Source organism: Marinicauda salina (assembly GCF_003122085.1).
GTDB lineage: Bacteria > Pseudomonadota > Alphaproteobacteria > Caulobacterales > Maricaulaceae > Maricicauda_A > Maricicauda_A salina.
The window spans coordinates 924,447-941,135 of sequence record NZ_QEXV01000001.1 but is presented as its reverse complement, the minus strand read 5'-3'; the positions used below and the strand labels follow the sequence as shown (position 1 = coordinate 941,135).

The 16,689-nt window shown below is 70.5% G+C and carries 17 protein-coding genes and 1 tRNA gene; 8 read left to right on the top strand and 10 right to left on the bottom strand.

Annotated elements, in window-relative coordinates; translation table 11 throughout:
* Positions 1-50: 50 nt before the first annotated feature.
* Entirely contained in the window at positions 51-1,469 is a 1,419-nt protein-coding gene (locus tag DDZ18_RS04300) for an amidohydrolase family protein (RefSeq protein WP_109252092.1), read from the top strand.
* Positions 1,470-1,481: 12 nt separating this feature from the next.
* On the opposite strand, the gene DDZ18_RS04295 is transcribed toward DDZ18_RS04300, so the two are convergent.
* The 6 genes from DDZ18_RS04295 to DDZ18_RS04270 all read right to left on the bottom strand — a co-directional run bounded on the left by DDZ18_RS04295 (position 1,482) and on the right by DDZ18_RS04270 (position 6,382).
* Positions 1,482-2,684: an acetyl-CoA C-acyltransferase gene (locus DDZ18_RS04295; protein ID WP_109252091.1), complete on the bottom strand. Its 1,203-nt coding sequence runs from the start codon at positions 2,682-2,684 to the stop codon at positions 1,482-1,484.
* A gap of 43 nt (positions 2,685-2,727) precedes the next feature.
* Positions 2,728-3,651, bottom strand: coding sequence for an SDR family NAD(P)-dependent oxidoreductase (locus DDZ18_RS04290; RefSeq protein WP_109252090.1), 924 nt, complete (start codon positions 3,649-3,651; stop codon positions 2,728-2,730).
* A gap of 136 nt (positions 3,652-3,787) precedes the next feature.
* Positions 3,788-4,351, bottom strand: a complete 564-nt coding sequence (locus tag DDZ18_RS04285; protein ID WP_109252089.1) for a hypothetical protein — start codon at positions 4,349-4,351, stop codon at positions 3,788-3,790.
* A 95-nt stretch (positions 4,352-4,446) separates the two neighbouring features.
* Complete coding sequence (locus tag DDZ18_RS04280; protein ID WP_109252088.1) at positions 4,447-5,163, bottom strand: hypothetical protein; 717 nt, start codon at positions 5,161-5,163, stop codon at positions 4,447-4,449.
* 213 nt (positions 5,164-5,376) lie between these two features.
* Positions 5,377-5,453: transfer RNA gene (locus DDZ18_RS04275), tRNA-Arg, on the bottom strand.
* Positions 5,454-5,566: 113 nt separating this feature from the next.
* On the bottom strand, positions 5,567-6,382 hold the full coding sequence (locus tag DDZ18_RS04270) for a response regulator (protein WP_109252087.1): 816 nt from the start codon (positions 6,380-6,382) through the stop codon (positions 5,567-5,569).
* 137 nt (positions 6,383-6,519) lie between these two features.
* Between DDZ18_RS04270 and DDZ18_RS04265 the strand changes: the two genes are divergently transcribed.
* From DDZ18_RS04265 to DDZ18_RS04250, 4 genes are read left to right on the top strand one after another with little or no spacing between them, the layout of a single operon-like run.
* On the top strand, positions 6,520-6,729 hold the full coding sequence (locus DDZ18_RS04265) for a NepR family anti-sigma factor (RefSeq protein ID WP_233245696.1): 210 nt from the start codon (positions 6,520-6,522) through the stop codon (positions 6,727-6,729).
* Entirely contained in the window at positions 6,719-7,318 is a 600-nt protein-coding gene (locus tag DDZ18_RS04260; protein WP_199241125.1) for a sigma-70 family RNA polymerase sigma factor, read from the top strand. The genes DDZ18_RS04265 and DDZ18_RS04260 overlap by 11 nt, the downstream gene beginning before the upstream one ends.
* Positions 7,275-9,140, top strand: a complete 1,866-nt coding sequence (locus DDZ18_RS04255) for a sensor histidine kinase (RefSeq protein ID WP_109252085.1) — start codon at positions 7,275-7,277, stop codon at positions 9,138-9,140. Before DDZ18_RS04260 ends, DDZ18_RS04255 begins: the two co-directional genes overlap by 44 nt.
* 4 nt (positions 9,141-9,144) lie before the next feature.
* The gene (locus DDZ18_RS04250) at positions 9,145-9,270 is read left to right on the top strand and encodes an entericidin A/B family lipoprotein (RefSeq protein WP_109252084.1); all 126 of its coding nucleotides are present in this window, start codon (positions 9,145-9,147) and stop codon (positions 9,268-9,270) included.
* Between the two features lie 181 nt (positions 9,271-9,451).
* On the opposite strand, the gene DDZ18_RS04245 is transcribed toward DDZ18_RS04250, so the two are convergent.
* Positions 9,452-10,432, bottom strand: a complete 981-nt coding sequence (locus tag DDZ18_RS04245; RefSeq protein WP_109252083.1) for a P1 family peptidase — start codon at positions 10,430-10,432, stop codon at positions 9,452-9,454.
* A 72-nt stretch (positions 10,433-10,504) separates the two neighbouring features.
* Between DDZ18_RS04245 and ggt the strand changes: the two genes are divergently transcribed.
* Positions 10,505-12,268: a gamma-glutamyltransferase gene (gene ggt, locus DDZ18_RS04240; protein WP_109252082.1), complete on the top strand. Its 1,764-nt coding sequence runs from the start codon at positions 10,505-10,507 to the stop codon at positions 12,266-12,268.
* Here the strand turns inward: ggt and DDZ18_RS04235 are convergent.
* The 3 genes from DDZ18_RS04235 to DDZ18_RS04225 are packed head-to-tail and all read right to left on the bottom strand — an operon-like array spanning position 12,265 to position 15,932.
* Entirely contained in the window at positions 12,265-13,713 is a 1,449-nt protein-coding gene (locus DDZ18_RS04235) for a sensor histidine kinase (protein WP_109252081.1), read from the bottom strand. The two genes, ggt and DDZ18_RS04235, sit on opposite strands and share 4 nt — an antisense overlap.
* Positions 13,714-13,734: 21 nt before the next feature.
* Positions 13,735-15,141, bottom strand: coding sequence for a dihydrolipoyl dehydrogenase family protein (locus tag DDZ18_RS04230; RefSeq protein ID WP_109252080.1), 1,407 nt, complete (start codon positions 15,139-15,141; stop codon positions 13,735-13,737).
* Positions 15,142-15,155: 14 nt separating this feature from the next.
* Entirely contained in the window at positions 15,156-15,932 is a 777-nt protein-coding gene (locus DDZ18_RS04225; RefSeq protein WP_109252079.1) for a TVP38/TMEM64 family protein, read from the bottom strand.
* A gap of 215 nt (positions 15,933-16,147) precedes the next feature.
* Between DDZ18_RS04225 and rpmH the strand changes: the two genes are divergently transcribed.
* Entirely contained in the window at positions 16,148-16,282 is a 135-nt protein-coding gene (rpmH, locus tag DDZ18_RS04220) for a 50S ribosomal protein L34 (protein ID WP_109252078.1), read from the top strand.
* Positions 16,283-16,329: 47 nt separating this feature from the next.
* A complete protein-coding gene (rnpA, locus tag DDZ18_RS04215; RefSeq protein WP_109252077.1) occupies positions 16,330-16,683 on the top strand; it encodes a ribonuclease P protein component in 354 nt (117 codons plus the stop codon).
* Positions 16,684-16,689: the final 6 nt, after the last annotated feature.

Genomic DNA, 16,689 nt, shown 5'->3' with positions numbered 1-16,689 from the left:
TGCGGCGAACCCTCGTGGGCGCAGGTTCGAGCGGCCGCGGAGATTGCGTCATGCTGATCCGGACGGCGGTCATGTTGACCGTGGCGCTCCTCGCGGCGTGCTCCCGCGAAACCCCGCCGTCGGGCGAACTCGCCATCCTCGAAGTCTCGGTCATCGACGTCGAAGCGGGCGCGGCGAGCGGGCCGCGCAACGTGCTGATCGAGGACGGACGCGTCGCCGCGATCCTGCCCGCCGACCGCCCGGTCGAGGCGGATGCGGAGATCGACGGCGAGGGCCGATACCTGATGCCCGGCCTCGCCGACATGCACGTGCATCTGCGCCGGCGCGACCAGTTGCCGCTCTACGTCGCCAACGGCGTGACCCTGGTGCGCGACATGTGGGGCGGTCCGGACACGCTGGCCATGCGCGAGGCGATCGCTGAGGGAACGCTGTTCGGCCCCGAGATCGTCGCGGGGAGTCCCGGCCTGGACGGATCGCCGCCGACCTACCCGGACGGGCCGTCGGCGCAAACGCCCGACGAGATCCGCGCGCTGGTCCGCGAGCAGGCGGAGGCCGGCTTCGACTTCATCAAGACCTATGACCGGCTGAGGCCGGCGCTGTTCGCCGCGCTGGCCGACGAGGCCGCCGCCGTCGGCCTGCCTTTCGCCGGTCATGTCCCGTTCGCCGTTCCGATCGATCAGGCGCTGGCGTCCGGCATGGCCTCGATCGAGCACCTGCAGGGCTACTGGTTCGCCTACGCCGAGGAATCGGTCGGCCTGCCCGACGGGCCCGTCGCGCCCGAGCAGGCCTTTCCCCGCCTGATGCAGGCGCTGTCCCGGGCCGAAGCCGAAGGCGGCTCGGCGGCCGACCTGTTCGACGCCGACGACCGCGCCGCGCTGGCGCGCGAAACCGCCGAAAGCGGCGTCTGGAACACGCCCACCCTGATCGCGTCGATCGCGACCAACACGCCGTCCGACGAGCACGCCGCCGCGTTCGCCCGACCCGAGATGGCCTATGTCCATCCCGATCAGCTCGCCCAATGGCGGCCGGAAAACAATTTCCGCTTCCAGTTCCTGGACGACGCCCAGATCAGGGCGCTCCGCCGGCTCGCCGCGGAAAATTTCCGCCTGGTCGAGGCCCTGAACGACGCCGGCGCCGGCCTGCTCGCCGGCACCGACGCGCCGGAGGCCTTCGTGGTCCCCGGCTTCTCCATACACCGGGAGCTGGGCCATCTCGTCGAGGCCGGGCTGACGCCGGCCGAGGCGCTGCGCGCGGCCACGACCAACCCGGCGGAGTTCCTGGGGCTGGCCGACGAATGGGGCTGCGTCGCCGAAGGCTGCGCCGCCGACCTGGTCGTGCTCGCCGCAAACCCGCTCGACGACATCGCCGCGACGCGCGAGATCGAGGGCGTCGTGCGCGACGGCGACTGGCTGCCGCGCGCCGAGCTGGACCGCCGGCTCGAGGCCGTGCGGGCGGGCTTCGCGGAGTAGGAGTCGCGCCCCCTACACCACCTCGAACAGGCCGGCCGCGCCCATGCCGCCGCCGACGCACATCGTGCACACGACGTATTTCACGCCGCGGCGCTTGCCCTCGATCAGGGCGTGGCCGACCATGCGCGCGCCCGACATGCCGTAGGGATGGCCGATCGAGATCGCGCCGCCGTCGACATTGAGGTTCTCGTTGGGGATTCCCAGCGTGTCGCGGGAATAGAGCACCTGGCAGGCGAAGGCCTCGTTCAATTCCCACAGCCCGATATCGTCCATCTTCAGGCCGTTGGCCTTCAACAGCTTCGGCACGGCGTGGACCGGGCCGATGCCCATCTCGTCGGGATCGAGGCCGGCGACCGCGATGCCGCGATAGACGCCGAGCGGCTCGAGGCCGGCCTTTTCCGCCGCCTTGGCCTCCATCAGCACCGAGGCCGAGGCGCCGTCGGAGAGCTGGCTGGCGTTGCCCGCGGTGATGAACTTGCCCTGCTCGACCCGCTGGCCGCCGGCGAAGACCGGGTTGAGGCCGGACAGGCCGTCCAGCGTGGTCTCGGGCCGGTTGCCTTCGTCCTTCTCGAGCGTGACGGCTTTCTCCGAGATCTCGCCGGTCTGCTTGTCCTTGACCAGCTGGGTCGAGGGCAGCGGCGTGATCTCGTCGTCGAACTTGCCCGCCTCCTGGGCGGCGGCGGTGCGCTGCTGGGACTGCAGCGCGTACTCGTCCTGGGCCTCGCGCGAGACGTTGTAGCGCTCGGCGACGACCTCGGCGGTCTCGATCATCGACATGTAGAGATCGGGCCGGTGCTCGTTGATCCAGGGATCGAAGGCCCGGTGCAGGTTCATGTGCTCGTTCTGAACCAGCGAGATCGACTCCAGCCCGCCGCCGACGACGGTGGTCATGCCGTCGGAGACGATCTGTTTCGCCGCGATGGCGATCGCCATCATGCCCGAGGCGCACTGGCGGTCGACGCTCATACCCGCGACCGAAGTCGGCAGGCCGGCGCGGATGGCGCACTGCCGGGCGGTGTTCTGGAACGTCGTGCCCTGCTGCATGGCCGCGCCCATGACGACGTCGTCGATGGACTTTGGATCGGCCTTGGCGCGCTCGACGGCGTGCTTGATGACGTGCCCGCCGAGCTCCTGGGCCTGGGTGTTGTTGAACGCGCCGCGATAGGCCTTGCCGATCGGGGTGCGCGCGGTGGAGACGATGACGGCTTCACGCATGGGGGATGCTCCTTCGAGCCGTTGGAACGATGCGGGTTCGGGCTCAGCCCAGCTTAACGCCGAGATGCTTCGCGGCGTACTCGACGAACTTGAACGTCTGCTGGCCGCCCTGTTCGAACTCCTGCTGGCCCTCGGCGGCGGTGATGCGGTCGAAATTCTTCGCCACGTTCTCCGGGGTCTGCTCCTCGGGCGGCAGGTAGATCCCCGGCGTCTCGTAGATCTTCGTCGCCGCGTAGCCGCCCGCCCCGGCGCACAGGATCGCGCGCGCGGGCGCGTCCTCGCTGACGAGATAGACCAGCCCGGCGGTGACGGATTCGGGGGTCATGAGTTGGGCGGCCTCCTCGGGGATCAGCCCCTCGGTCATGCGCGTGCGCGCCGTCGGCGCGAGCGTGTTCACGCGGATGCCGTACTTCTGCCCCTCGAGGTGGAGCACGTTCATCAGCCCGACAAGGCCCATCTTCGCCGCGCCGTAGTTCGACTGGCCGAAATTGCCGTAGAGGCCCGACGACGAGCTGGTCATCGCGATGCGGCCGTACTGGGCTTCGCGCATCGGCTCCCAGACCGCCTTCGTACACACCACCGAGCCCCAGAGATGGACGTCGAGGACGGCGCGGAAATCCTCCAGGCTCATCTTGGCGAAGGACTTGTCGCGCAGGATGCCGGCGTTGTTGACCAGGATGTCGACCTTGCCCCAGCGCGACAGCGCCCGGCCGATCATGTCCTCGACCTCGTCGGGCCTGGTGACGTTGGCGCCGTGGGCGAAGGCCTCGCCGCCTTCGGCCTCGATCTCGGCGACGACCGCCTCGGCGGCGCTCTGCGAAGCGCCGGTCCCGTCGACCGCGCCGCCGAGATCGTTGACCACGACCTTCGCGCCGCGGCTGGCGAGCGCCAGCGCGTGCGAGCGTCCGAGCCCGGCGCCCGCGCCGGTGACCACGGCCACCCGGCCGTCGAAGCGAATTGGATCCATCCGGTTGGTCCTCGATGGCGATGAGACTGCTGAAGCCGTCAGGCGGGAGCCTCATCGCAGCCGGTTTCGAGGCCGGATGCAAGGCGGAGTAGCAACCGGACCAGCGCGACGCCGGCGATGCCCGGCGCACCGGCGGTCAGGGCGCGAGTTGAACCGCGTTCCAGATGAAGAAGGCGGCCGTGCCGACGGGAGTCGCGAGCAGTGCGGCCATGCCAAGCCAGGCGCTCCGGCGTTCGTTCGCCATGAAGAATTCCGCATCGTAGGGCAGTTCTCGCCCCACACTTTCTTCAATGCGGGCATGCTCTTTCTCAAATTGTTTTCTGTTTTTCATCAATGTATACATCGGCATCACTAAAATAATGAGGAAAGCGAATGGAGCTGTCGCAAGAAAGATTATTAGATATCCTATTTCTTCGAAATCAAGCTTGTTTCTGCCATACATGTAGACGCGAAATATAGCCCCGAAAGCGAGCACCCACAGCGCAAAAACGTCCAGATGCCACTGAGCGACCGTCCAGTCGAAAACGTACACCCACCAGTCAAAAAGCCAGGTCCTCACGATCTCGTTCATGAACCATCGATAGTATTCAATGACTTCTCGAGATAGCGGCGCCAGACCGACATCAAGGAGGCGCTGCACCAGCGACGCCAGCGACGCCGCGCCCAGCACAATGCCGAGAATCGTAAATATGAGCCGCATGCCCCCTCCCCTTCGGGGGCGAGCTTAGCGGCGCTTGGCGCCTGCGCAAGGCGTCAAGGAAAGCGTTGCGGTGCGGACGGCTCGCCGACTTGCGTTCACCGCCGCGACAGCGTCACCGGCGCGACGGCCATGGCCGTATATCCGTCCTGTTCGCCCGAGAAGAAGATCGTGCCCGCCCCGGCGTCGGGACCGGAGAAGCGCAGATAGAGCGTCATCTGCAACTCGCCGTCCGCGCGCTCGCGCTGGCAGTTCCGGTCGAACCACGCCCGCGCGTCCTCGCTGTCGTAATAACCGCCCGGCTCGGGATTGCGCCATCTGTCCGCGCTGCACAGATGCGCGACCGAGTGGCCGCCGCTGTATTGATCGTCGACGAGTTCGTAGAAATTCGTCCCGATCAGCGTCGGAACGACCGACCACGGACACTCGGTCGGCGGGCCGGGCTCGGCGCCCTCCTCGGCCAGCCTGGCCAGATCTTCGGCGATCGAGGGCACGGACGCGAACATGATCATGTTGTCGGACAGGTCCGCGGCGACGATGTCGACGACGCCGCGTTCCGGGTCGAATTCGAAGGTCACCGGGACCGGCGGGTGCGGCGGCGACGGAATCTGCATGTAGCCCGCATTGACGACCCCCGGGCCCTGCGTGAGGTTCCACGCCCCGTCGAGTTCGGCGAGCAAGGCCTCGTCCGTGAGCGCGCAGAAGCCCGCCGACGGGGATCCCTGCGCCTCGGAATCCGCTGCAAAAACAAAGCTGAAGGCGAGAAGCAGTGCAGCGAGGAACGTCGCCGCGCTTGAGTGAAAAGATTGAATCATCACGGCGTTCCTCCTGCGTCTGTTTTGAGCTCGTCTTATTCTCCACGAAATCCTGGATTTGTCACGAACGGTCCGGCGCCGCGTCGCGGGGCGCCGCCGCACTGTGCGAGTTCAGACGACGCCGTCGACGCGACGGGAGAAACAGGGCGTGTGGATCGATCCGCGGCGCGCAAAGCGCCGCGCCCGTCTGCTTCGTCATGTCGAGGAGATGAATGGCGCGCCGGGGAGGATTCGAACCCCCGACCCCCAGATTCGTAGTCTGGTGCTCTATCCAGCTGAGCTACCGGCGCCGGGAGCCGGGCGGCGCGAACGCGCCCGGCTCGGAAGGCGCGGAACCTAGCCGCGCGGCGGGGGCTTTGCAAGACGGCGTCTGCGTCGAATTCGCCTGCGCTCCCGACCGGTCTCAGACCCGGGCGTCGGCGGCCTGACCGTCCTCGCCCGGCGGTCGCGAGCTGTCGTCGAAGAACAGCGCCTGGGCGACGGCCGCCTTCACCGCGTCGGGCAGGAAGGGCTTGGTGATCAGGAAGGCCGGCTCGGGCCGGTCGCCGGTGAGCAGGCGCTCGGGAAACGCGGTGATGAAGATCACCGGAACCGACATCTCCTCGAGGATCGCATTGGCCGCGTCGATGCCGGAGCTGTCGTCGGCGAGCTGGATGTCGGCGAGCACCAGGCCGGGCTCGAGATCGCGGGCGGCCGAGACGGCCTCGTCGCGGGTGCGCGCGATCGCGACGACGTCGTGACCGAGATCGCCGACGATGTTCTCGAGGTCGGCGGCGATGATCGGCTCGTCCTCGATGACCAGCACCTCGGTCTTGAGGTCCGACTCGATCTCCTCGTGGGCCCGCGCGATGAGCGCGCGCGTCGCCTCCTCGTCAAGATCGAGGATGCGCGCGGCCTCCTCGACGGTGAAGCCCTCCATCGCGGTGAGCAGCAACGCCTCCCGGCTGCGCGGACCCACATTCTGCAGCCGGGCGTCCGGGCCGTCGGCGGGGGGCGCCGCGGGTTCCAGATTGGCCGAGCCGCTGGCCCACAGCGCATGGAAGATCTGGTAGAGCGCCACCCGCGGCGGCGCCGAGGCATCCCAGCCGATCTCGTCGGATGCGGCGGCTTCCAGCGCGGCGCGGACATGGGCGTCGCCGGCGGCCTGATCGCCGGTGAGCGCCCGGGCGTAACGCCGCAGGAAGGGCAGGTGCGTGCTGAACTCGTCGATAAGACTCATGGGAATTCCGCTTTGCCGCACAGTCGCGGACGGAACGGACGCCCGCGGGCGATGGTTCCGGCAGGAACCAATTCGGATTCAGACCTGTTCAGGTGATACGTAAGCAGAAGAAAGCAACGCCGGTCGGGAAGCGACGGATGTCGATGTCGGAAAACCAGCCGAAAAAGCACAGCGCGCCGCCCATCCGGGAAACTACGGATCGCATTGCGCGCCGGCGCGCACTGGGCGACCGTCTCCGCGAGTATTATGATGACGTCGCCAGCGAGCCCGTCCCGGACGAATTCCGGGAGCTGCTCGACAAGCTGGCGAAGTCGCGCCGCAGCGGAGGGCGCGAAGATGGCCGATAGCGAAGACGCCGACGCCGCGCCCAGCTTCCAGGACGAGCTCACCGGGGCGATCCCGCACCTGCGCGCCTTCGCGCGCAGCCTGTGCGGCGATCCCGTCGAAGCCGACGACCTGGTCCAGGAGACGCTGGTCAAGGCCTGGAAAGCGCAGGACCGGTTCAAGCCGGGCACCTCGATCCGGGCGTGGACCTTCATGATCCTGCGCAATCACTTCTACTCCGAGCGCCGGCGCGCTTGGCGCAAGTCCGAGCGCGGCGGCGAGATTCCCGAGGCCGCGCTCACATCGAACGGCGCCCAGGACGGCGCGATGGATCTCGACGACCTGCGCCGCGCCCTCGATCGGCTCCCCTCGGAGCAGCGCGAGGCGCTCGTGCTGGTCGGCGCGGGCGGATTCAGCTACGAGGAAGCCGCCGAGATCTGCGGCTGCGCCGTCGGCACGGTGAAGAGCCGGGTCAGCCGGGCGCGCAACGCCGTCGAGGCGCTGCTTTCGGACTCGGCCGATCTCGCGCCGTCGAAGAACACGGCGGCGAGCGGCGCGGAGGACTTCGTTGACTACATCCACAGGGCCGCGGCCGAGCGATCGGCCTCCTGAGGCGCCGCTTCTCGAGGGCGAAGCCGAAGGCGAACACCACGCCTTCTTCCCCCATCCCCGCGAACGCCGCTTCGGACTGCGGCTGCGCCTGCTGATCGTCGTGGGCGTGGCGCTTCTGCCGGTGCTCGCGCTCAGCGTGTTCAAGATCTATCTCGATTACCGGACCGATCTCGAGGCGCGCCGCGAGGCGCTCGGGCTGCGGGCGCAGATCGCCGCGCGCGAGGAGCGCGAAGCGCTTGAGACCGTCGGCGCCGAGCTTCGCACGCTGGCGCGCCATCCCCAGGTGCGCGGCGGCGTCGCGGGCTGCGAGGGCGCGCTGGACCGCGCCCTCGACGTCGACCCGGTCTACGCCGACCTGGCGCGCCTCGACGGCGACGGAACGGTGCTGTGCTCGGCCGGACCGGCCGGGGACTCCGGCTGGGCGGCGCGCCTTCAGCCGGGCGACGGCGTCGCGTTCGGCGGATTCGAGCCGGATCCGGCGGGCTCGGGCATGCTCCTCCGCGCCGCCGTCGCCGCCCCCGGCGCGGCCGGCGGGTTCGACGGCGCGCTGGCGGCTGGGGTGCGGACCACGCTTCCGGAGACGTCGCCGGGGGCGCCCGACGACGCCGAGATCGGCCTGGTCGATGCGCGCGGGCGCATCGCCGGCGCCCCGGTCGCCGCCCCGCTCCAGCCGATCGCGCCGGAGATCCTCGCCGAGGCGCGCGAGGACGGCCTCGCCTGGTTCATCCGCGACGCGCCGGACGGCCGCGCGGTGATGCATGCGTTGACCCCGCTCTTCGGCGGCGCGCTCTACGCGCTCGCCGCCCGCCCCGCCCCCGACCTGATCGCCTTCGCCGGGCTGGACCTGGCGGGTACGGTGCTGCTGCCGCTGTCGATGTATCTGCTGGCGCTGACGGCGGTCTGGGTGGCGACCGATGCGCTGGTGCTGCGCTGGCTCGCCTATCTGCGCCGCCTGGCCTCGGCCTATGGCCGCGGTCGCTACAGCGTCCGCCCGCTGCAGGCGCGCGTGGCGCCGGGCGAGATGCGCGAACTCTCCGAGACTTTCGACTGGATGGCGCGCTCGATCGCGAAACGCGACGCGGAGCTGCAGGCGAGCCTCGATCAGAAGCAGACGCTCATCAAGGAGATCCACCACCGGGTGAAGAACAATCTCCAGATCATCACGAGCCTGCTGAACCTGCAGATGAACGCCATGGAGGATCCCGCCGGCCGCCGGGCGCTGGCCGACGCCCAGACGCGCATCAACGCGCTGGCGCTGGTGCATCGCAGTCTCTACGAGGCCGGCGATGTCGGCCGGGTGCGCCTGAAGCCGTTCCTGGACGAGCTGTGCCGGCTGACGCACGCCGCGACCGGCGGCGACGAGAGCCATGTCGCGCTGGAGACCGACATCGCCGACATCGCGCTCGACGCCGAGCGCGCCGCCCCGCTCGCCCTGTTCGTCACCGAGGCGATGACCAACGCCTACAAGCACGCTTTCACCGATCGCGCCTCCGGACGGCTGAGCGTGCGGGTGCGGCTGTGCGATCCCTGGGAGGAGGACGTCGAGGCCGGTCCGGGCGGGCTGGCCTGCGCGAGCGTGGTCGACGACGGCGTCGGCGCCGTCGAGACGAAGAAGTCCGGCAAGCGCCGCGGCGTGGGCGGCTCGCTGTTCGACGCCTTCGCCCGCCAGCTCGGCGGCGAGGCCCGAAGCGGCCCGGCGCCGGGCGGCGGCCATGTCGCCGAGGTCCGCTTCCCGCTCGCCGTCGACGAGGGGAAGAACGATTCCGACGCGCCCGGCGTTGACGGCGAACAGGGGCCAGCGCCCCGACCGCAACAGGGATGAGATCATGAAACGCTTTTTTGCGCTGATCGCCGGAGTCTTCATGCTGCTCGGCGCGGCCGGCTGCAATACGCTCCAGGGCGCCGGGCAGGATCTCGAGGAAGCGGGCGAAGAGCTCGACGAGGAGATCTGATCCGCGCCGGATTTTCTTCAGCGCGCGGGGAACCCGCCCGCGCCGCGCCGCGTTCTCCCCCTGTCCGGGCTGGCGAGGTGTGAACACCCCGTCCCTCCCCCGCACGCCGCTTGCCGGTCCGGACGCCACATAGACAAGGCATTACCCACCTGGCCCGGGCGCCTCCCTCGAGCGTCCGGGCCTATTTGCGCGCGGCGTGAACGCCGCGGGCGATCGCGCGCGCCAGGCAGTCGGCCGCCATCTGTCCGATCCGCGCGACGGTGTAGGCGGCGGGCTCGGCCAGGGCGCGCCGTTCCGTCGACAGCGCGAACACGACGTCGCCGTCGAACGGGGCGTGGGCGGGCCGGATCGCACGCGCCAGGCCGTCCTGGGCCATGACCGCGACGCGGCGCGCCTGGTCGCGGGTGAGCGCGACGTCGGTGGCGACGACGGCGAGCGTGGTGTTGGCCCGCGGCGCGCCCTCGGCCTTCGCCGCGCCCCAATCCTCCGGATCGAAGGCGAGGCCGGCCGGCGGCCGAACGCCGCCGAACTCGCCGTCGATCTCCAGCGGCCAAGCCCAGTAGGCGTCGCATCCGGGCATCGTCACGGAACCGAAGCTGTTGACGCACGCCAGCGCGGCGACCGTCGCGCCGTCCGATGACACCAGGCTCGCCGATCCTGCGCCGCCGGGATGGGCCCCGGCCTGTGCGCCGAAGCCGGCGCCGGCGCGACCGAGCGTCACCGGTCCGCCGACGGCGTCAAACGCTTCCGCACCGAGACGTCTATAGGGCGGCTCGTCGCCCCAGGTCTTGTCGCCGCCATTGGCGAGATCGAACAGGATGGCCGCCGGCACGATCGGCGAGGGCGGGACGCCGGGCATGTCCATCAGGGCGAAGCCGCGGCCGGCCGCGCCCAGCTTCGCCGCGACGGCGTCGGCGGCGGCCAGCCCGTAGACCGAACCGCCCGCCAGCACGACCGCGTCGGCGCGCTCGACGAGGCCGCCCGGCGCGAGCGCGTCGGTTTCGCGCGTGCCCGGCCCGCCCCCGCGCACGTCGACGGCGGCGACCACCGGCGCATCGCCGAGAATGACGGTGACGCCCGTGCGCGCCGCGGCGTCCTCGGCCTGCCCGACCGCGAGGCCGGCGACGTCGGTAAGGTCGTTGGATGGTCCCGGCGAAGCCATGATGATCCGTCCCTTTTCCGGCGCGGCGGCCGCGTTATGGTGCGGCCTGAACAGCCGAGAGCAAGCCCCGACATGATCCGATTCCCGTTCCCCCGCGCCGCCGGCGCCGTTTTCGCCCTCGCGCTCGCGGCCTGCGGAGAGACCGAGACCAGCGCCGTCGCCCCGCCCGAAGATGCGGCCGCAGCCGGCGAAACGCCGCGCGAGGCGATGGTCGCCGCCGCCCATCCGCTCGCCGTCGAGGCGGGTCTCGACGCGCTGCGCGCGGGCGGATCGGCCGTCGATGCGGCGATCGCGGTGCAGGCCGTGCTCGGGCTGGTGGAGCCCCAGAGCTCCGGACTCGGCGGCGGCGCCTTCATGGTCCGCTATGACGGCGAAAGCGGCGAGATGACCGTCTATGACGGCCGCGAAACGGCGCCGGCCGCCGTCGACGAGACGCTGTTCCTGGACGAAGCCGGCGAACCGCTGGACTTCGTCTCGGCCTGGACCTCCGGCCGTTCGGTGGGCGCGCCGGGCGCGGTGGCGATGCTCGCCATGGCGCACGGCGAACACGGGACGCTGCCCTGGGCGGCGGGCTTCGCGGACGCCGAACGCCTCGCCGAGGACGGCTTCGCGTTCACCGCGCGCACCGCCTCGCTCGCCGAGCGCATCGCCGCCTACACCCAGCTCGACGAGGCCGAACCGACGGCGAGCTATTTCTATGACGAGACCGGCGCGCCGCGGCCGGCCGGCGAAACCGTGACCAATCCCGCCTACGCCGAGACCGTGCGCGCGATCGCGGCGGACTGGCGCAATTTCTACGAGGGCGAAATCGCCGAAGGCATCGTCGCGGCGGTCAATCAGCCGCCCCGTCCCGGCTTCCTGACCGAAGACGACATCGCCGGCTACGAGCCGGTCGTGCGCGACGCGGTCTGCACGCCCTATCGCGACTACCGTATCTGCTCGGCCCCGCCGCCCTCGTCCGGCGCCGTGGCCGTGGGCCAGATCATGGCGCTTCTGGAGGGCTTCGACATGGTCGCCCGCGGCGTCGACAGCGCCGAGGGCTGGCATCTCTTCATCGAGGCGAGCCGGCTCGCCTACGCCGATCGCGATCGCTATGTCGGCGATCCCGCCTTCGCCGACGTGCCCGTCGACGGCCTGCTCGATCCCGGCTATCTCGACGCGCGCGCCGCGCTCATCGATCCCGAGGCCGCGATGGATCACGCCGAGGCGGGCCGTCCGCCGGGCGCGCCGGTCCAGCCCGAGGACGCCAGCGAGGACGCGCCGGGCACGAGTCATTTCGTCGTCGTCGATTTCGACGGCAACGTCGTGTCGATGACCACGACGATCGAGAGCGCGTTCGGCAGCCAGCGCATGACCGGCGGCTTCCTGCTGAACAACCAGCTCACCGACTTCGCCTTCGTTCCCCGCGACGAGGCGGGCCGTCTGCGTCCCAACGCCGTGGCGCCGGGCAAACGTCCGCGCTCGTCGATGTCGCCGGTGATCGTGCTCGACGAGGACGGCGAGTTCGTGCTGGCGACCGGCTCGCCGGGCGGCAACTCGATCATCGGCTACACGGCCAAGAGCCTCGTCGCGATGCTCGACTGGGGGCTCGAGCCCGACCAGGCCGCCGCCCTTCCCAACGTCGTCGCGCGCGGCGACACGACCAATATCGAGGAAGGATTCGACGTCGAGCTCCTCGCCGCGTTGCGCGAAATGGGCCATGCGATCGAGGCGAACCAGGGGGAGAACTCCGGCATCCACATCGTGCGCATCGCCGAGGACGGCGGGCTCGAGGGCGGCGCCGATCCGCGCCGCGACGGCGTGGCGCGCGGCCTGACCGAGGCGGCCCGGCCCTAGCCGGCCGCCTGCAGCCGCACCTCGAACACCGAGCCGTCAGGCCCGCTCTCCGCGAGCGACGCCTCCCCGCCCATGGCGCGGGCGAGTTCGCGCACGATCGACAGGCCGAGCCCCGCACCGGCCTTGCTCGCGGTCGCGCCGAACGGCTCGAACAACGTCTCGCGCACCCGCTCGGGCACGCCGGGACCGGTGTCGCGCACGCGCACCGCGATCGTCGTCTCGTCAACGGCGTCGGCGGAGACGCTCAGATCGCGCGTCTCCGATTTCTCCATCGCCTGCACGGCGTTGCGGACGAGATTGAGAAAGATGCGGTGGAGAGCGTCGCGATCGGCGCGGACCCGGACAGACTCGTCGACCTCGTTGCGCCACTCCGCCGCGCCGACCGAGGCGAAGGCGTCGCCGGCGGCGTCGTCCAGGGCGTTGCGCAGGCCGACGGACTCCATCTGCGGCGGGCGTTCCTCGGCGCGGCCGTAGGCGAGCGTGTCGGAGCAAAGCCGCACGCCGCGATCGATCGCGCGGACCAGGCGCGCGCCCATCGCCGCGACGCGTTCGTCGGAACTCATGGCGAGCCGGTCGGAGACCAGCTGGGCGGAGGCGAGCACGTTGCGCAGATCGTGGTTGATCTTCGCCACCGCGCCGCCCAGCGCGGCCAGCCGCTCGCGCTGGCGGAAGGCGGCGCGCACGTCATCCTGCATCGCGGCCAGCGCCTGCTCGGCCTGGCCGATCTCGTCGTTGCGCCCGGAGACGGGCAGCGTGCGCGACGGATCGGTCGGATCCTCCTGGAACGCCGTCATGGCGCGCGCCAGCCGCCGCATCGGGCGGACGAACATGAGCATCAGCGACAGGTAGATGAGCCCGCCGGTGACCAGCGAGATGAACACCGACAGCCCGGCGATCCGCGCCGAGTAGCCCAGCAGCGCCTCGCGCAGCGGCGCCTCGGGCACGAGCACGGAGATCATCTCGTCGGGGCGCGTCTCGGGAACCGCGATGATGCGGACATACCGCTCGGAGCGGGTGAGCAGGGTGTCGCAGGTTCCGACAAGCGAATCCCAGAGACTCTGATCGTACAGCTTCACCGTCGTCAGCGGCGCGTCGCCGATCTCGCCGCCGAGCACGAGCTCGTTGACCCCGTCATAGACCCGCGCGACGGCCAGCACGTCCGCGCCGTCGAGCAGCTCGCGAACGCTCTCCTCGCCGAGATCCATGTCCTGGGCGTTCTCGGCGGCGAGCGCGGCGAGATGCGCCGCCTCGGCCCGGTCTGCGAACCAGTTGTTCCGGAACGCCGCAGCGGAGGGGAAATAGATCAGGATCTCGGCGAGCATCACGAACAGGATCGCCAGGCCGAGCAGCTTGCCCGGCAGCGAGACGGCGGCCGCGCGAAGCGCCCGCCACGCCCCGCCGTGGGGATGCTCGCGCCCCGCGTTCTGGCTATCGCTGATCGTCATCGCCTGCCCGACGATCCTGCCTCAATGGAAGGCCGACAATAACCCGGCCCAGGCCTTTGCGAAGCGCCCGAACACGACCGGCTCGAAATGCGCGCCCGCCGCGCGCTTGAGTATCTCTCCCCGCGTCGGATAGGGCGCGACCGGCTCGGTGAGCTCGCGCACCTTGCCGCCCTTCTGCATGGTCGCCGAGGCGATCTGCACGATATCGTCGGCGCGTTCGCCGACGACATGGACGCCGAGAAGCGCGCCGCCCTTGCCGACGACGAGCTTCGCCTCGCCTTCCGGGCGACCCTCGCAGATCGCCCGGTCATTGTCGTCGAACCCCCAACGGGCCGTATCGACCGCGTCGCCGTGACGTTCGCGCGCGGCGGCCTCGGTCAGGCCGATCGCGGCCAGCGGCGGGTCGGTGTAGACGGCCTGCGGGATCGGCGCGCTCGACTGCCTCGTCGGCAGGCCGAAATAGAGATTGCGCAGGATCACCGAGCCGTGCCAGCCGGCGAGATGGGTGAGCGCCCCCTTGCCGGCGATGTCGCCCGCGGCGTAGACGCGCCGGTTCGTGGTCCTGAGCTTGTCGTCGCAGACCACGCCCCCGTCATCGGTTTCGATCCCCGCCTCGGAAAGCCCGAGCCCCTCGGTGACCGGTTCGCGGCCGGCCGCGGCGAGCACGTGCGAGCCCTCGAGCCAGCGCCCGTCGGCGAGCTGCAACCGCACCCCGCCCCCCCCGGACTCGGCGCGCTCGACGCGCGCGTTCTCCTGCAGATCGACGCCGTCCGCCGTCAGCGCGGCCTTCACGACCGCGGCCTGGACGGGTTCGAAGCGCGCCAGCGCCGCGCCGGCCTCGACGATCGTCACCTGCGAGCCCAGCCGGGCGAAGGCCTGGCCGAGTTCGCAGCCGATCGGCCCGCCGCCGAGGACGAGCAGGTGCTCGGGCAGGGTCTCGAGATCCCAGATCGTCTCACTGGTGAGCGGCGTCAGCTCGGCGAGCCCCGCGACTGGCGGCACCCGGGGACGCGTTCCCGTGGCGAGTACGAAGCGCTTGGCCTTCACCTCGTAGCCGTTCGACGCGACCGTCTGCGGGTCGATGAAGCGCGCGCGCTCGCGGATCACCGTCACGCCCATCCCCTCGAAGCGCTCCTGGCTGTCATTGGGATGGATCGCCTCGATCGCGCCGCGGACATGGGCGCGCACGGCGGCGAAGTCGATCTCCGGCTCGCCGACATTGACGCCGAAACGGCCCGCGGTCCGGACCTGGTGGGCGACATCGGCGGCGGTGAGCAGCGCCTTCGACGGCACGCAGCCGTAATTGAGGCAATCGCCGCCCATCTCGCCGGCCTCGAAAAGCACGACCTTGCGGCCGAGCATCGCCGCGCCGCTGGAGGAGACCAGTCCGGCCGCCCCGGCGCCGATGACGCAGAGATCAGCTTTCATGCGCTGGCGATCCGTCAATTCGTCTCCGCCTCTTCTTCGTCGGCGTCGGGCTCGGCCGGGCGATGGCCGGTGATGCGCTTGTAGAACCAGGGCAGCACGGCGAGCCCCGCGAAGGCGACCAGGGCGACGACGATCTCGGCGTCGATGAGCTGGGCGAGACCGGGCACTTCGCCGGCGGCGGCGAGCTCGCCGAGCTTCGCGCCGACCGTGGCGTAGATATAGGCTCCGGGGATGACGCCGAAGAGCGTCCCGAGGAAATAGGCGCGCAGCGGCACATTCAGCAGCGCCGTGGCGATATTGATGCCGAAGAAGGGCATGACCGGGATCAGCCTGAGGATCATCACGTAGGTGAAGGCGTTCTCCGAAAACCCGTCCTGGAGCCGGCGCACCTGCCGTCCGAAGCGCTGGCGGACCCAGTCGGCGAAGGCGTAGCGCGCGGCCAGGAAGATGATGGTCGCCCCGATCGTCGCGCCGATCACGGCGACGCCCGTGCCGATCCACACCCCGAACAGGAAGCCCGCCCCGATCGTGAACCACAGCGCGCCGGGCACCGAGATCGAGACCGCCAAGGCGTAGAAGACCATGTAGGCGAGCACGGCGAGGAGGAGGTTCGCCGCCACCCAGGCCTCCAGCGCGACCTGGTTCTCGCGCAGGGTCTGGAGATTGAGCCGCTCGTGCCAGCCCATGAGATAGACCAGCGCCAAACCCGCCAGCAGCACGGCGAGCGGCGCGAAGCGTCGCCAGAGCGGCTTCTTCGCGGGCGCGGCGGTTTCCGGCTCGTCGGCGCTCATAGCGCGAAATCTCCTTCCTGCGTCGGCCCCTGTATACGCGTCCGACGGCGCGCCGGACGTCACGACTGCACGCTGCGCGCTCACGACGCCGTGACGGCCTGCGTCCGCTGAAAACGCCCGCGGCGCGCCTTGACTTCGCACGCCGGCGTCCGTATCAACCGCGCCTCGAATTCAACGCGCCCGCAATCCGGCGCAGCCCCTCAAGGGAGCGAGTCGTGAAACGCACCTTCCAGCCGTCCAAGCTCGTCCGCAAGCGCCGTCACGGATTCCGCTCGCGCATGGCGACCAAGGCCGGCCGCCGGGTCATCGCGCGCCGCCGGTCGAAGGGCCGCAAGCGGCTGTCGGCCTGAACAGCCCGCGCGCTCAAACGCCCGTCTATCCCGACCGCGCCGCTCGCTTGCGCAAGCGGCGCGATTTCGTTCAGGCCCGCTCCGGCCGCAAGGCCGTCCGTCCCGGCGTCGTCGTCCAGGCCCGCGATCGCGGCGATCGCGGCCCGGCGCGCGCCGGCTTCACCGCGACCCGGAAAATCGGCGGCGCGGTGGTCCGCAACCGGGCGAAACGACGGCTCAGGGAGGCGGCGCGCCTCCTCCTGCCCCTCCACGGCGCGCCGGGAACCGACTATGTCTTCATCGCGCGCGCCCGGACCGCCTCGCGGTCCTGGCCGGCCTTGCTTGACGATATGAAAAGCGCATTGGTAAGCCTCGCCCCGCCGTCGGGGCCGGACGAAGATGGGGCTCCCGCGTCCGGGTAACCTGAA

Excerpts from the sequence above, each read along its gene's own strand:
- DDZ18_RS04300 (WP_109252092.1), top strand. The coding sequence starts at position 51 with ATGCTGATCCGGACGGCGGTCATGTTGACCGTGGCGCTCCTCGCGGCG.
- DDZ18_RS04295 (WP_109252091.1), bottom strand. The coding sequence starts at position 2,684 with ATGCGTGAAGCCGTCATCGTCTCCACCGCGCGCACCCCGATCGGCAAG.
- DDZ18_RS04290 (WP_109252090.1), bottom strand. The coding sequence starts at position 3,651 with ATGGATCCAATTCGCTTCGACGGCCGGGTGGCCGTGGTCACCGGCGCG.
- DDZ18_RS04285 (WP_109252089.1), bottom strand. The coding sequence starts at position 4,351 with ATGCGGCTCATATTTACGATTCTCGGCATTGTGCTGGGCGCGGCGTCG.
- DDZ18_RS04280 (WP_109252088.1), bottom strand. The coding sequence starts at position 5,163 with ATGATTCAATCTTTTCACTCAAGCGCGGCGACGTTCCTCGCTGCACTG.
- DDZ18_RS04270 (WP_109252087.1), bottom strand. The coding sequence starts at position 6,382 with ATGAGTCTTATCGACGAGTTCAGCACGCACCTGCCCTTCCTGCGGCGT.
- DDZ18_RS04265 (WP_233245696.1), top strand. The coding sequence starts at position 6,520 with ATGTCGATGTCGGAAAACCAGCCGAAAAAGCACAGCGCGCCGCCCATC.
- DDZ18_RS04260 (WP_199241125.1), top strand. The coding sequence starts at position 6,719 with ATGGCCGATAGCGAAGACGCCGACGCCGCGCCCAGCTTCCAGGACGAG.
- DDZ18_RS04250 (WP_109252084.1), top strand. The coding sequence starts at position 9,145 with ATGAAACGCTTTTTTGCGCTGATCGCCGGAGTCTTCATGCTGCTCGGC.
- DDZ18_RS04245 (WP_109252083.1), bottom strand. The coding sequence starts at position 10,432 with ATGGCTTCGCCGGGACCATCCAACGACCTTACCGACGTCGCCGGCCTC.
- ggt (WP_109252082.1), top strand. The coding sequence starts at position 10,505 with ATGATCCGATTCCCGTTCCCCCGCGCCGCCGGCGCCGTTTTCGCCCTC.
- DDZ18_RS04235 (WP_109252081.1), bottom strand. The coding sequence starts at position 13,713 with ATGACGATCAGCGATAGCCAGAACGCGGGGCGCGAGCATCCCCACGGC.
- DDZ18_RS04230 (WP_109252080.1), bottom strand. The coding sequence starts at position 15,141 with ATGAAAGCTGATCTCTGCGTCATCGGCGCCGGGGCGGCCGGACTGGTC.
- DDZ18_RS04225 (WP_109252079.1), bottom strand. The coding sequence starts at position 15,932 with ATGAGCGCCGACGAGCCGGAAACCGCCGCGCCCGCGAAGAAGCCGCTC.